A 15,711-nucleotide genomic window follows, 5' to 3' on the forward strand; every position below is an offset into this window, starting at 1 on the left:
ATTCTGGTTTTATATTTGGTACTTCATTAAATCGCAAGTCCCTAATTATGGGAAGGGAGTAACCGATGAGACAGTGCTAGATGGGTGGCGCTTCGCGCCGCCTATCCTTACCTATTTAGCACTACCGAGGAGACTATACGGATAACGTCTTGGATATCGATCGGTTTGCTCACATAATCATCCATACCCACATCAAAGCAAGCCTGACGATCTTCGGGCATGACATCGGCGGTCATCGCCACAATCCAAACTTGGCTTTTTAAATCTGTGCGAATTACCTTCGTGGCAGTTATTCCATCCATTTCAGGCATTTGGATATCCATCAAAACTAAATCAAATTCATGGTTTTGCAAAAATTGGATAGCTTGTAAACCATCGTTTGCGATCGCCTCAATTTGATAGCCCAGCCGTCGAAACATGAGGCTCGCCACCCTTTGATTAACGGCATTATCTTCTACTAATAGGATTCGCAAAGGTTTTTTTGCTGCCATTTTGCTATCGACAAAGTAATCGCCACCCTTAGCTTGAAGATGCTGAACGGTGCTATCCATCGATACCACGATCGTGAAGTAAAAGGTTGAGCCTTGCTCGGCTAATTCCGTCTGCGGTTTCCACAGCATGGGGGGGACACCACCGATGCGATCTAAACTCTTTACCCAGATCGTACCTCCCATCAACTCTACTAACAGTTTACTAATTGCTAGACCCAGCCCAGTCCCCCCATACTTCCGACCAATGGAAGTATCTGCTTGAGTGAAGGGTTGAAATAAGCTGTCAAGGTGATGGCTGGCAATGCCAATACCAGTATCGGCGATCGCTACCAATAGCTCGTACTTAAGCTCATGTTTGAATAATTTCCGAGGGGAGGCTTGCTGTGGTTTAGGTAAGAGCCTGCCGCTAATTGAGAGTGAAACTTGTCCTTGATGGGTAAATTTAATGGCATTACCTACTAAGTTGAGTAGAATTTGGCGGAGACGTGCGCGATCGCCTATTACTATTTTCGGAACATCCAAAGCGATCGTATGCTGGAGGGTGATCTGTTTATCCGTTGTTTGATTTTTAAATAACTTACAAACATCCCTCACGACTTCTTCGATCGCAAATTCATTTTCTTCAATTGCCATCATACCCGATTCAATTTTTGAGAAATCGAGAATATCGTTAATGATTGTCAGGAGAGATTCCCCGCTATCCTTGATGGTTTTGACATAATCCCTTTGCTCGACCGTGAGCTGCGTCGCTTCAAGGATCTCGGTCATACCAATCACTCCATTCATGGGCGTACGAATTTCATGGCTCATACTTGCGAGAAAAGCACTTTTTGCCCTAGTTGCCTCTTCAGCCGCAGACTTGGCTGTGGAAAGAGCGATCTCGGTTTGTTTGCGCGAAGTGATATCCACTACACGCACTAGGTTAAAACGATTTTCCCCAAAAACAATTTGTTTGACGGAGATATCCCCCCAAAACTCCCTTCCTTTGCGGGTGATATATTCTACTTCTAAATTCCAGTAACCTTTTTGATTTATATCTTGGACAATATTATTAATCTCTTCAGGAGTAAATTGCTTTTTTTGCAGCAAATGACCTTCAAAATTGATCAGTTCGCTTTTACTATTGGCTTCAAATAGTTTGACGGCTTGCTGATTGCAGTCGATGGTAATCGTGGTTTCACTATCTACTATAAACAATGCGTCGCTTGACTCATTGAAGAATAATTCTCTTAGGTCTCGGCTATAGAGAAGTTCCTGCTCTAGACGTTTGCGATCGCTAATATCGATGACTATGCCATAGCGAGCGATTTCGCCATTTTCCCTTCTCAGCGGATCCATATCTCCATCTTTTGTCAGCTCTGGGAGAGAGATCGCCTGTACCCACTTGACTTTGCCCGAAGGGGTAATGATCCGCCATTCATGTTTGAATAGGCTCTGCTTCTCAATGCTATCGGCTACCACGGCATTAAAGATCTCGCGATCGTCAGGATGCGTTTGGTTGGTAATGACTCTAGAGTCCCGCATCGCATCTTCGACGGTCACTTCGTTCAATTCCTCAACTCTGGGGCTGATATATTCAAAATAATTAGACCCATCTGAACGCTTAACGGTAATGTAGATCACTCCAGGCATGTATAGGGCAATTTTTTGGAATCTTAACTTGATTCTTTGCAGTTCCTCTTCGACATGTTTTTGTTGGGTAATATCTGTAGAAATAATAGTGACGATCCAAGCATTTTGTAACGCATCCCAGCGAGAGTGATTTGTTTGGGAAATCCACAGCCACGATCCATTTTTGTGCCTTAGGCGGTAGGTATATTCCCCCGACCTTTCCGCAAATATATCTGTATAAATTTGCGGTTCGATCGCTTGCCAATCGTCAGCATTGATCAGACTGACCCATAGTAATGGATCGGCTTTTAATTCTGCGGCGTTGTAACCACAGATGCTCATACATCCGTCAGAAAGATAATCAGTTTCCCAATTGCTATCGGATCTGACGATTAGTCGGGTAATTACGGCTGTCGTGGAATTGAGAATGTCATTAAGTTTGTTTTCCGATATTTGTAAGGCAATTTCCGCTTGCTTGCGATCGCTAATATCGGTAGTCGTACCAATCAATTTGATTACTTTTCCTTGCCCATCTTGAATGGCTTCACCCCGACTGATCACGTAGCCAATGGAGCCATCGGGACGAATGATGCCATGCTCGACAATATAGGGTGTACCACTAGTGATCGCTTCGTCGATGAAAGCGTTGAGCTTCGGGCGATCCTCCGGAAGGAGCATGTCTAAAAATGTGGTGTGGCTCAGCATCGATTCATCGGTATCGAAGCCGAGAATGCGACATTGCTGTTCCGACCAAGTACTAATTCCTGTCGTTACATCCAACTCCCAACTTCCAATTCTTGCTATGCGTTGAGCTTCTACAAGTGCGCTAGTTTTATGGGCAACTTGCTGTTTTAAGCTCTGCTCGTAATCTAAAGCCCTTCGATCAGCTTCGCGAACTTCAAGCATCATCTGGAGCAGGGCTTCGTTTAAAATCTGCATTTCCTTAATGCTCGTAGCAGGAAGCTTGGGCAGATCGATATGATTTTCGGTGAAAGATTGGGCCGATCGGGTGAGATCGGCAAGCGATCGCGTAATCCGTCTCGACAAGAATAGACTGGTGCTGATAGAAATAAATAGTGCTAGCACCCATAGTAATAAGGTGTGCTGGAAATTAGCATTAATTTCTGAAGTAAAATCTGATTCGGGAACGACGACAACAATTATCCATGCAAGTCCGTTGCGATCGCTGATGGGTAAGGCTTGAGCCAGTTGGCGATCGCCATCGATCGTCAATTCAAATTGCTCTTCATGGTGAATATTTCCCAAATCGCCAAAGCGATCGCGCAAATATTTTGCAGTTACATTGATTTGTGAATTCGCACTGTCGCTAGCCTTTAGTAATTGTTGCTCCTTACCATTGGCAGAAAGGTAATAGGGTTTATGGGATCTTGATGAGGTTGCCACCAAGGTCGCATCCCGTTCCATGACAAAAATAGCCCCATTGGGCAAATTGATGCTTTGCAGAAATCGACTGATCTCTTTTAGGGAGCGAATGGAATAGGTCACTCCCAAAAAATCTTTGTTTTTGAGATCATAGACTGGCTCGGCAAGCGCAACTAATAATTCTCCTGTATAAATATGCGGATATACATTTGTCCAAGTTGCTTTTTCGGCGCGGACGGCTCGTTGAAACCAAGGTCTTTGACGGGCATCAAAATCAATTGATGTTTGGATTGCTGATGCTTTAGAGCCATCAGGATTGAGCGCAAATGTTTCATACTTCCCCCCATTATTGGGAGCGGCGCGAACGCTAAATGTTCCATCATTTAAAAGTTCTACGGCTCGATGTCCGCCCAAGGGATTGCCAAAACCTACGATCGTGATCGGAGACAAGGAGTTAAGTTGCATTTGTTCCCAAGCCTGTTTTTCTTGGCTAGAGAAGTCATCAAAACTCCATACCCCACGACGGAGAGCGCTAATATTATTTTTGTTAACTTGGTCGAGGGCTTGCAAGTAGGCAGTTGTTTTGTCCGCAACTTGATTGCTAATTTCGGTTTTGACGGTATCAGCAAGCCGATTAGCAGATTTTTTCCAATTGCGATACGACAAATAGCTAACTAGTCCCAACGAGCCAAAAATCTGTACTGCAAATGCTATTAGTAAAAGCCATTGCAGAGAGATCCCACGCATAGGTAAGCGTTTAAGTCCTTTCATCATCATTATGGCTGTTTAGAGGCTGAACATAGCAATTCCTAAGCGATTTCTAAGCAATTCCTAAATCCTTTGTAATCGTCTGAATTTCGCAGCCCCCATTTCTCAATTTCATTTCTCAATTTCATTTCTCAATTTATTTAAGCTTTTTATCTCAAACCTCCTGAATTTATTTAGTTTTTTTTAAGCTTTATATTACTAAGTACCTCAGCATAATTAAAATCCTAAAACCTGCGGTACACGTGCAGAATGTGCCGCAGGTTTTAAGATTTTATATTTAATTAAGTCCACTTACTTATTTAATTGATATTTGACTAATATTATTAGACTAATATTATTGGACTAATATCAAGATGTAGTTTAATTACAGTTTAATCCTATTTAATAAATATTAGCAAATCAATTACATATTCTATTTTAACAGTCGATAAGTCTCTATAAGTACTTCAGCATAATTAAAATCCAGATCTAAAACCTGCGGTGCAAGCTGTGCATGAGCTACAGGTTTTAGATCTGGATTTTATATTTAATTGTGACTAGGCTCTTATCAAAGGTACTCATGATCGACTGAGAGGTTTTGCTCACATTAACTTGCTGGCATAAAATTAATTTTATTAATAATTATTTAAGAAATAATTCAATTTCTCCATTAAATATATCTGTAGAGCTACTTTCACTAGCAAAGGTATTAGCAAAAGCCCCTGATTCTAGATGTTTAATAATTTTAAAAAGAGAATTATTGATAATTTTTTGAGGATTTTTATCCCAAAATTTAAGATCTGAGATACTTGTCTGCAACCAAGAAAAATCAAAGTTGTTATTAATATATCCGTAAGCTGAAATATCTTTTGGTAGCTCAGCTACGATCTTTTTAAATTCTTTTGATGAAGCAATTGAAGCGCTATTTTTGATCGTTAGTGCCGATTCTAAAATTTTTAGTGAATTGGATAGATATAGATAGTCTTTGGTTTGGGTATGCAAGGCGATCGCTTTGCCCGACACTTCATCATTTTTGCTATTGTCCGACGCGATGAGCTTTGTCCAGACTGTTACAGGCTGCTGGTCGAGCGATATTTCGCCCACGGTCAGTTTATTTCTGGCTAGATCGTCAAGGGATGCGATCGCTGTTTTTGCGGTCTCGGCATCCTCTACTTTGGCAACTATTAGCCAATCGGGATTGCTATGGGGTTGAGGAATTAAAGCGATCGCGTAGTCACCTTGCGCCCATGTCAAGTTCCTACTCTCTAGAGGAATGGGAGCGATCACTTTTGCCAAGAGGTTTTGCCATTCAGGGGCAAGGGTTTTCTTTAAATTTGCTACGGTTTGTCCGAGGTTATTCCCAATCAAGACCGAACTTCCTGAAGGAATCACACTCGCCATATTTCCCAATATCTTTTGAGAAGTTTTTGGTTCTGGAGATTGATCTGGAGATTGCCCTGTAGATTGCTCAGGCGAGGTTTCAGTACTTTGATTGGCTAGGTTCAAGGAGGTCTTGGCTCTGATACCAGCCTTGTCAAACCGCAAATCCATTACCAAACTTTCTTTGGGGAAATCCTCCCCTAGTTCGGCAAGATTCACATAGGCAACAGCGACCTTGCCATTATTTTTATCAAGAATGGACGCTTGACGAGCGCGATAGGTATCGAGGCTCGCCAGCGCTAAGTCAGGCGATCGCCATGTGGCGATTACCTCTTTTAATACCCTCGAATCGTTCGCAAATAGGACAAATTTACCTAAAATAGTACCCGCGATCGCTGGTCGATCTTCGGCAAAACTGCTCAAAATTGAAACACCCTGATATTGCTCAAAGCCCAAATCAGAACCATTCACCGCTAATCTTTGCCAAAATGCATCAATACTTGATTTGGCAAGATTGCTATCCTTCGCGGCAAAAGCTAATAAATAACCAGATTGCAATCCATTATTGGGTTGGCGATCGAGATCGGTATCGGTTAAGGCAAGCGTAATTTCTTGATCAAGCCAAGGATGAATATCGCGATCGTAGTCAAGCAACCAGTTTTGTTGCAATTGTTGTTTGATGGCTGCCACGGTTTGGCGCACTTCGCGACGTTCGCTAGGCTTGACGGCTAATTGAGAAAATAACTCTAGGCGATCGGGATTGATCAAAAAAGACCAAAATAATGGCGATCGCTGAGGCAAAAAATTAACGGCTTGGGGCTGGGTTTTCACGCCCAGTAAAACATCCCGTGGATTCGCACCCAAAACCTTTGCCACCGTGCTAAAGCTTAGTACCAGTAGCAAAACCCCAACTACCGCAATCCCAACAAAAACAGATTTAATTTTCATAAAGTTAGCTAGTACCGAAAAATAAGTTTTGGGTGGTGCAAGTTAATATCGAATCCTCGGATCGATCCAAGCGTTAATGATGTCTACGAGAATACTAGCAATCGTGACGATGATTGCAAAAAATACGATTATTCCCTGTACCACGGGATAGTCCCTTCCTGAAATCGCCTCAAACAAACGATTTGCCAATCCCGGCCATGAGAATGTCACCTCGGTTAAGACTGCTCCACCTAACATCGAAGCTAGGGTCAAACCGAGAATCGTAATTACGGGAATCATGGCGTTTTTGAGCGCATGGTTAAATAAAATAGCGCTGGGATTAATTCCTCTAGCCTTGGCAGCTTCCACATAGTCAGATTGCAAAGTTTGTCTCAGATTCACCCGTACAATCCGCTCAAAAATGCCACTAATGACGATTCCCAAGCTGGCGGCTGGCAAGATCAGATATTGCATACTCGTCCAGAAACTATTCCAATCACCTTTGAGCAGGGCATCAATGGTATATAGACCAAATACATTAACGGGAGGCTCTGCACTGGCAGGAAATCTCGTCCCGATGGGTAACCATCCCAGTTGTACTGAAAATATCAATTGCAAGATCATCCCTACCCAAAAAAGCGGCAGGGAATAGGTAATAATCCCAAAGAGTCTCCCGCCCACATCCCACTTAGTATTTGGGCGTAATGCTGCCACGATTCCGACTGTCAAGCCGATCGCCAAAGCAATGAGCAAGGCATATATGGCTAGCTCGGCGGTCGCGGGGAAAAAGTTTTTAATAATTTGCCAGACAGTTTGCTCGCGGGTACTAATTGACTTACCCAGATTAAAATGGAGCAGATCCTTCATATATTCCCAGTACTGGGATAACAGAGAACCCGTTAATCCGACCTGTTCGCGAAGCGCGACTTTTACTGATTCAGGAGCACGAGGACCTAAAATCGCATCAATGGGATCGCCTGGGGTCGCTCGCATTAACAGAAAGACGATGGAAGCGATCGCCCATAACATAATCGGGGCAAGTAGCAATCGCGCCGTAATGTAATAGAGCAGAGCTTTGAGGCGACTAGACATAGGCTGAAGCTTTAACTAGACAAATTTCTTAACTATAGCGCTTTGCGTTCTCGGCGCGATCGCAAAATGTAAAAAGTAGCTAGCCCGAAAACCTGTAGCGCACGCTGCGCGTGCGCTACAGGTTTTCGGGCTAGCTACTTAACACGAGTGGCAATAGCTAAGAAATAAGTTGATCGATTTCTCCCACATAAGTACCCAAGCCGATCGCCGTTCGCACCAACGTGCCATGCACATCCACCGCGCTATATTGAGCGATCGCCTCCTCAATCGGAACATCGATGACTTCGCGATTGACCCAGGCCACCATGCGATCGTATTTGTTTTGGGAGATTAAATCCACTGCTGCTACCCCAAAGGCTGCGCCAAGAATGCGATCTAGCGGCGATGGCGTACTGCCTCTCTGCACATGCCCCAAGATCGTAACGCGGCTCTCCATGCCCGTGCGGACGCTAATTTGATCGCCAAGATATTGACCGATGCCACCATAGAGGGTTTGTCCGAGACTATTGGTGTACTTAACTGGCTCTCCCGTTGGCGTTTTGACTGCTTCCGCCACCACCATCGTGCTGAAATTAAACCCTCTCAAGGCTCGATTCATCAGGCGATCGCATACTTCGTCGAGGTCGTAGGGAATCTCTGGAATCAACACGACATGAGCGCCTCCCGCAATTCCCGCACTCACAGCGATATGCCCTGCATCCCGTCCCATCACTTCTAAGATCATGACGCGACTATGGCTAATGGCCGTATAGGTCAGGCGATCGAGGGCTTCCACAGCAACCGTCACGGCTGTATTAAATCCGATTGAGTTTTCGGTTGCCCCCAGATCGTTATCAATTGTTTTCGGAACGGCAACCAAATTCATATTTCCCTGCTGGGCAAGACGACGCAGGATCGCCAAACTCCCATCCCCACCGATACCAATCAGCGCATCCAAGCCCAGCTTGTGATATCCCTCGATTACTTCTGCGGCGCGATCGACAATCGCGCCATCAGGCATCGGATAGGCAAAGGGATTCCCCTTATTCACGGTTCCTAAAATTGTGCCCCCATAACGAAGAATTCCTGAAACTTTTTTCATATCGAGTAACTCCGCCTCGACTGGGCGATTCATTAGCCCTTGGGTTGCGCCCTTAATGCCATAGATCTCCATATCATAATCACGAGCCCGACGCACTACAGCCCGAATTACGGCATTTAGTCCACCACAGTCACCACCACTCGTTAAAATACCAATGCGTTTAGGTTTTGTCATAAATCTTTGCAAAATTTCTTAAGGTCGAGCAGGCGATGAGGAACGACCTTATTTAATAGCGATCGCCCATCACTGCCAAATTATGCTACTCAGATGTGACCGATCGCCGCGATCATCTCTATACAGATTCTGGTATCGCGCTAACGGTCAGACTCAAGTGCCGCCTATTCTTACCGATTTGGCACTACCGAGATTCTAAATATTTGTAAACTTGACAACTGGACATAATTAAAAACCAAAAACCCCTGTGGCTCTCTGCGCGTGAGCCACAGGTTCTTATTTTTCGTAGTTAATCGCGCCTAACTACTTAGCAGGGTTTAATAGGGTAAAAATTTGGCGTATTTTCGATAGTAAACTTACCTTTTAAAAGCAATAGGTAAGCATGTAAACAAATATGTATCCTACAGATCCTGATTCTAAATCTGATGCCTCCAACCAAAAACCTTCTCTTTTAGTAGAGATTGGTAGGGGATGGGAATGGGTAGTTTTCTCGGTAAAAGTTTTGAGCCGTGTGGGCGGTCCCGTTGAAATTGCAAAAACAATTGGTAATTCTGTAAAAATTTTAGCCATCCGTACACTGAAGCAATGGGGAGTTGGAGGCAAGTAATATATGTACAAAAATAATTCAGACTATGAATTTATCCAGCCATTAGAAGAAAATTGGCAAGTCATCAAGCAAGAACTAGAACAACTCAGCAGTAACGATTTTCTCGATTGGCCAGAAAAACATCTCTATGGCAAGGGTTGGCAGACCTTTGGCTTATACGCTTTTGGCATGAAGCTAGGCAAAAACTGTCAGATTTGTCCAGAAACCACTAAACTGGTCGAAAAAATCCCGAATATGGTCACCGCTGGTTTTTCTTCCCTCGTCCCTGGAACACATATTGCAGCCCATACTGGATATCCCGATGGGGTTTTGCGCTGTCACTTAGGATTAATCGGTTGTGATGGATGCAGCCTGCGGGTTGGCGATGAAATTAGAAATTGGCAAGAAGGTAAATGTTTCGTGTTTGATGATACGACCGAACATGAAGCTTGGAATCGCGGCGATCGCACGAGGGTAGTTTTACTAATTGATTTCAAACCTGATAGCCCGATCGCTGAGACAAAAGAGATAGAGAAAGGGGCAAAGACTGATAGTAAAGGCTTTTGGCAAACTATTAAGGGAATAGTGGGCGCAAAATCATAGGCTAATTAAACGCTATAGCCATAGCCATTGTCGTTAAGCCCCAAAGCCCAAAATAGGGTTGCGGCGCTACGCGCCGCAACCCTATTTTGGGCTTTGGGTTTGTCCTAACATAACTGGCTACATCTAGAAATTGAGCCAAGAAGGCGACGCAATGCGTCGCCTTCTTGGTTTTAAAGGATGTTTTGCAAGGAGTTTAAACTTTAGTCAGCCAATGGTGGTAATCGGGAAGAAGCCCATGCACAGCTTTGCTATAGAGATCGCGAAGTTTCTTGGTGATTTCCCCGATCACACCATCGCCTACGGGACGATGATCGAAACTGGTAATGGGGGCAAGTTCAGTAGCCGTGCCAACAAAGAATGCTTCATCCGCAATATATAACTCCGTGCGATCGATCGTACGGGATACGGATTCTAGCCCTAGTTCCTTGGCAGCTAGTTCTATGATCGAACTACGGGTGATACCCTCAAGGATGTTATCGGTGATCGAGCTAGTAATTAATTTGCCATCTCTTACCAAAAATAGATTCATGGCACTTCCTTCCGCTACATGCCCCTCATTAGTTAAGACGACAACATCATCAAACCCCGAAGCATAGCCATCGGTTTTCGCAAGGGCAGTATTTACATAAGCACCATTTACTTTAGCGCGGGCAGGAATGGCATTATCATCTAAGCGCCGCCATGAAGATACCCCTACTTTAATGCCATTGCTAGTGTCGAGATAGCCATCCATAGGCACGCTGAACAAGCAGAAATCGTCGTGGGTATGGGGAACCTTGAGAATCGGTCCAATCCGCAGGTCAGACTTATAGATAATCGGACGTAAATAGGTCGCTGAGTTACAATGATTACGATGGATCAGTTCTTTGGTGATATCGATCATTGCATCAACATCTAGGGGATGCTGCAACCCGATAATACGACAGCTCTGGATCAGACGTTGATAATGTTCTTTGAGGCGAAATGCCGCCATGCGGTTTTCTTCAGGTAACCAATACGCCTTAATCCCTTCAAATACAGCCGTACCATATAGAAATGCGTGGGTGCGGACGTTAATTGTGGCATCTTCGAGAGGTACGAATGTTCCGCGTATATAGGCGTACTGTGAGGTCATGATTTAACACATTTTGATCGTTTGTTTTCTTATCATAATACTTAGGACAAATACTTAAGTAGCTAAGCATAAGTAAACTTAAAACCTAGAAGAGCGTACCGCCCGCTAAGTGGTCGGTACGCTCTCTGGTTTTGGTTTTTAATTATGCCTAGCTACTTAAAAACTAAACCCAGTAAGGGTTTTCAAGTTAAGAAATGGCTACGCCATTTCTTACAGCTACAGTCACTTGACTTAGGACATAAACCCCAAGAATTGACTGGCGGCGCGAAGCGCCGCCAGTCAATTCTTGGGGTTTATGTCCTAGTACAATTGGTGACAGCTATAACTTGGTATAAGCCCTAAATCGAAGTCCTTTATGATATACGCAGAGCTCGCTATCAGTGACAAGGACAAAAATCTGTGAACACCATTGACTACCTTCGCATCAGTCTGATCGATCGCTGTAATTTTCGCTGCACCTACTGTATGCCTGAAGGAGCGGAGGTCGAATATATTCAGGCTCAAGAGAGCCTCACCAATGGAGAGTTAATTACTCTTTTAAAAGAGGTATTTATTCCGCTTGGATTTAAAAAGTTTCGACTGACGGGAGGAGAGCCCCTACTACGCCGCGATCTGGTGAATTTGATAGAGGCGATCGCCAATTTGTCAGGGGTGGAAGATTTATCGATGACCACTAATGGTTTTTTGCTGGAAGATTTGGCAAAACCTCTTTACGAAGCTGGTTTGCGAAGGATCAATATCAGTCTCGATTCTCTAGATCGGGATGTATTTCGGCAAATTACGGGGCGCAATCTCTGGGAAAAGGTATGGGCTGGAATCCTTGCCGCCTATGAGGTTGGCTTCGATCCTTTGAAGTTAAATGTTGTCGTCGTCCCCGATGTCAACGATCGCGAAATTTTAGACCTCGCCGCCCTAAGCATCGATCGTCGCTGGCATATCCGATTTATTGAATTCATGCCCATTGGTAATGACCATCTATTTACCTATAAAGGTTGGGTGGATTCGGCAACGCTGCGACAACAAATTGGCGATCGCTATGGCTTGGATGCGGGTAAATGTAAGGGAAATGGTCCCGCTGATGTATTTCAGATCCCCAACGCTAAGGGAACCTTAGGCTTTATTAGTCAAATGTCCGAGTGCTTTTGCGATCGCTGCAATCGGATGCGGCTGTCAGCGGATGGATTACTGCGTCCATGTTTATTAAATGAGTTGGGGCAGATCGATCTCAAAACAGCGCTGCGTCAGGGCAAGGATACTGCGGAGTTGCGCATCGCGGTCAGAGAATTACTACAACTCAAAGATGAAATTAACTTTAAAGAACGCGATCGCGGAACTGGCGATCGCCAGAGTTATTTCCGTACGATGTCCCAAATTGGCGGCTAATGAGTTAATTAAAACCCCAAAGAGAGATGCGGCACAAAATGCCGCATCTCTCTTTGGGGTTCGCGAGACCAAATAAACAAAAAAGCTCGCGTTGCGAGCTTTTTTGTTTATTTGGTTTTAGAAATACAAAATATCCCTTCGGCATCAGCAGCCACCATACCGTATGTGTAGCGGATAGCTCTAGGTCTACTGATTTGCGCTTACCCCTTTCGGAAGTAATTGCCATTTCGGGGATACTAGACCCACACGGGGGGGAATAGGATGGGTCTGATAGTAATGTATACTAATTCAAATATATATGCAATAGTTTGCAATAGTTTTTTTGGCAATATTCAAAAATCTAAGTAAGTAGCTGGAATCAGTAAACTTAAAACCTAGAAGAGCGTACCGCCTGCTAAGCAGGCGGTACGCTCTTCTAGGTTTTGTTTTTTAATTATGCCTAGCTACTTATACCAATTCCCAAAATGGCGTTGCCATTTTGGGAATTTCAAAACCTTACTGGGTTTGGTTTTTAATTCACAAAAGTGTTGTTACACTTTTGTGAATTGGTATTACAGGGTAATTATCAAGAGATGATAACTTTTAGAAGCGCTTTCAGCATTGGGCATTAGGTATGATTAAAGATTGGCACCTTAGAAATTGTTTGGTGCAATTGTTTGGTGCAATTGTTTGGTGCAATTGTTCAGTGCGATTGTTCAGTGCGATTGTTTGGTGCAATTGTTTGACAAATTTTGGTAGCTGCCATCGTGAGTGGGCCAAATTTTGCGTTCTCCCCAATTATTTACTTTGATTTATGACTGCCCAACTGAATTATCTGATGTGCGCCCCCGATCACTACGATGTAGATTATGTGATCAATCCTTGGATGGAGGGCAACGTTCACAAATCTAGCCGCGATCGCGCTGTAGAGCAATGGCAAAAACTGTATGAAGTCCTCAAGGGGCTAGTCAATGTTGAGCTAGTGCCCCCTGCCAAGGGCTGGCCAGACATGGTGTTCACTGCCAATGCTGGATTGGTATTAGGTGACAAGGCGGTGCTGAGTCGTTTTTTACATAAAGAACGCCAAGGCGAAGAACCCTATTTCAAAGCATGGTTTGAGTCTAAGGGATTTACCGTGTTTGAATTGCCCAAGGATTTACCCTTTGAAGGTGCAGGTGATGCCCTATTTGATCGCTCAGGTGGTTGGTTATGGGCTGGCTATGGTTTCCGTTCAGAACTAGATGCTCACCCCTACCTTGCCAAGTGGTTAAATGTTGAAGTTTTATCCCTGCGTCTGATTGATAATCGCTTCTATCATTTAGATACCTGCTTCTGTCCTCTTACTGACGGCTACCTACTCTACTATCCTCCTGCCTTTGATTCCTATTCCAATCGCTTGATTGAAATGCGGATTCCTGCGAATAAACGGATTGCGATCGAAGAGGCTGATGCTGTCACCTTCTCTTGTAATGCGGTGAATGTCGATCGCCATGTGGTGATGAATAAAATCAGCGATCGCCTCAAGCAACGTATTAACGATGCTGGATTTAATGTTATCGAAACGCCGCTCACCGAGTTCCTCAAGGCAGGTGGAGCCGCAAAATGTTTAACCCTCAGAACCATCGAAGTTCCCATTGCTAGTGAACTAGCCGATGTCGAACCCAGTATTGTGGAAGCGAGAATTGTTGAATTAACAGGACATTTACTCGATTCAGGGATTATTAACCGTGCCCTCGATTTGGTAACAGATAACGGCGGCAGTTTCCAAGTATTAGAATTTAATCTCGGCGAACAGCGACAAAGCACATCCTTGGCAAAGATTCGGATTTCAGCTCCCTCCCATGACCTCATGGAAACGATTATGGGCGAACTGATCGAAATCGGCGCAGTTTTACAAGATCGCGATACCTCCGATGCCAATCTGGAGCCAGTATTACAGGATGGAGTCGCCCCTGATGACTTTTATGTATCCACCATTTATCCTACCGATGCCTGTGTTGATGGTGAATGGCTCCGCTGCAAAAATCAGCGCATGGATGCAGCGATCGCCATCAGCCCCGATGGTAAAACTGCTACCTGCAAGCTATTGCGCGATCTCGTCGTAGGCGATCGCGTTGTTGTTGGTTACGATGGCGTGCGGACGGTACGCAAGCCTGAAGCCAGAGATACTGCCAAGAAAGAAGAATTTTCCTTTATGGGTGCAGGGGTATCTAGCGAACGTCGTGTCGAACTCGTGGTCGAACAAATCGCATGGGAACTTCGCCAAATTCGCGATCGCGGCGGCAAGTTAGTTGTCTCCTGTGGTCCCGTAGTCGTGCATACTGGTGGCGCTCCTCACCTTGCCTACTTGATTCGTGAAGGCTATGTGCAGTCGATGCTCGGTGGTAATGCGATCGCCGTTCACGATATGGAACAGTCCTCGATGGGAACTTCCCTTGGTGTCGATCTCAAGCGTGGGGTCAGCGTCAAGGGCGGGCATCGCCATCACCTAAAGGTAATTAACTCCGTTCGTCGCTATGGCAGCATTCACAAGGCTGTGGAAGCTGGTTTTGTGAAGACTGGCGTAATGTACGAATGCGTTAAGAACGATGTTCCCTTTGTCCTCGCTGGTTCTATTCGCGATGATGGTCCCTTACCTGACACGGTAATGGATCTATTGGAAGCACAACGCCTGTATAGCGAACAAATTCGCGGTGCAGATATGATTTTGATGCTTTCCTCGATGCTGCATTCTATCGGTGTGGGCAACATGACTCCCGCTGGTGTCAAGATGGTCTGTGTGGATATCAATCCTGCGGTCGTGACCAAACTTTCCGATCGCGGTTCCGTGGAGTCCGTGGGCGTAGTTACCGATGTTGGGTTATTCCTCAGCTTGCTAGTTCAGCAGTTGAAGAAGCTCGATAGTCCTGTATCTGTTGCAGTTTAGGTTATAAATTACGAATTACGAATTATGAATTACGAATTTAAAAATCTCAATTCGTAATTCGTAATTAACGTGAGTTCGGGATAACTTAAAAAACGGGCTTTGATATCAAATCACAAAATGGCTAAGCCATTTTGTGATTTTAAAACCCTTTCTCAAAGCCCAAAAGTAAAAGCCTTGCATAGCAAGGCTTTTACTTTTGGGCTTTTAAAATTTGCTAGCTTAAGCAGAACTGAC

10 protein-coding genes and 1 riboswitch are annotated in these 15,711 nt (G+C 44.4%); of the genes, 5 read left to right on the plus strand and 5 right to left on the minus strand.

All coding sequences use genetic code 11. From position 1 onward, the window contains the following. Positions 1-107: 107 nt before the first annotated feature. The 4 genes from PseudUWO310_RS18970 to PseudUWO310_RS18985 form a co-directional block, all read right to left on the minus strand. A complete protein-coding gene (locus PseudUWO310_RS18970) occupies positions 108-4,232 on the minus strand; it encodes a PAS domain-containing protein (RefSeq protein WP_190316076.1) in 4,125 nt (1,374 codons plus the stop codon). A 642-nt stretch (positions 4,233-4,874) separates the two neighbouring features. Further along, entirely contained in the window at positions 4,875-6,560 is a 1,686-nt protein-coding gene (locus PseudUWO310_RS18975; RefSeq protein ID WP_142604056.1) for a DUF3352 domain-containing protein, read from the minus strand. 42 nt (positions 6,561-6,602) lie between these two features. Continuing rightward, positions 6,603-7,631: an ABC transporter permease gene (locus tag PseudUWO310_RS18980; RefSeq protein ID WP_142604058.1), complete on the minus strand. Its 1,029-nt coding sequence runs from the start codon at positions 7,629-7,631 to the stop codon at positions 6,603-6,605. 157 nt (positions 7,632-7,788) lie between these two features. Then, the gene (locus PseudUWO310_RS18985) at positions 7,789-8,886 is read right to left on the minus strand and encodes an ATP-dependent 6-phosphofructokinase (RefSeq protein ID WP_142604060.1); all 1,098 of its coding nucleotides are present in this window, start codon (positions 8,884-8,886) and stop codon (positions 7,789-7,791) included. Positions 8,887-9,280: 394 nt separating this feature from the next. Here PseudUWO310_RS18985 and PseudUWO310_RS18990 point away from each other — a divergent pair, with 394 nt between their 5' ends. Together PseudUWO310_RS18990 and PseudUWO310_RS18995 are read left to right on the plus strand one after the other, a co-directional pair. Next, positions 9,281-9,493: a hypothetical protein gene (locus PseudUWO310_RS18990; protein ID WP_055074689.1), complete on the plus strand. Its 213-nt coding sequence runs from the start codon at positions 9,281-9,283 to the stop codon at positions 9,491-9,493. Between the two features lie 3 nt (positions 9,494-9,496). Beyond that, a complete protein-coding gene (locus PseudUWO310_RS18995; protein WP_142604062.1) occupies positions 9,497-10,075 on the plus strand; it encodes an aspartyl/asparaginyl beta-hydroxylase domain-containing protein in 579 nt (192 codons plus the stop codon). 193 nt (positions 10,076-10,268) lie between these two features. Here PseudUWO310_RS18995 and PseudUWO310_RS19000 read toward each other — a convergent pair whose 3' ends face one another. After that, positions 10,269-11,189: a branched-chain amino acid transaminase gene (locus PseudUWO310_RS19000; RefSeq protein WP_142604064.1), complete on the minus strand. Its 921-nt coding sequence runs from the start codon at positions 11,187-11,189 to the stop codon at positions 10,269-10,271. A gap of 144 nt (positions 11,190-11,333) precedes the next feature. Here PseudUWO310_RS19000 and PseudUWO310_RS19005 point away from each other — a divergent pair, with 144 nt between their 5' ends. The 3 genes from PseudUWO310_RS19005 to PseudUWO310_RS19015 all read left to right on the plus strand — a co-directional run bounded on the left by PseudUWO310_RS19005 (position 11,334) and on the right by PseudUWO310_RS19015 (position 15,477). Continuing rightward, on the plus strand, positions 11,334-11,531 hold the full coding sequence (locus PseudUWO310_RS19005) for a hypothetical protein (protein WP_142604067.1): 198 nt from the start codon (positions 11,334-11,336) through the stop codon (positions 11,529-11,531). A gap of 57 nt (positions 11,532-11,588) precedes the next feature. Continuing rightward, the gene (gene moaA / locus PseudUWO310_RS19010) at positions 11,589-12,572 is read left to right on the plus strand and encodes a GTP 3',8-cyclase MoaA (protein ID WP_142604069.1); all 984 of its coding nucleotides are present in this window, start codon (positions 11,589-11,591) and stop codon (positions 12,570-12,572) included. A gap of 137 nt (positions 12,573-12,709) precedes the next feature. Beyond that, a riboswitch (cyclic di-GMP riboswitch) is annotated at positions 12,710-12,806 on the minus strand. A 559-nt stretch (positions 12,807-13,365) separates the two neighbouring features. Then, positions 13,366-15,477, plus strand: coding sequence for a TIGR00300 family protein (locus tag PseudUWO310_RS19015; protein WP_142604071.1), 2,112 nt, complete (start codon positions 13,366-13,368; stop codon positions 15,475-15,477). Positions 15,478-15,711: the final 234 nt, after the last annotated feature.

This window comes from Pseudanabaena sp. UWO310 (assembly GCF_006861605.1).
Classification (GTDB): Bacteria; Cyanobacteriota; Cyanobacteriia; order Pseudanabaenales; family Pseudanabaenaceae; genus Pseudanabaena.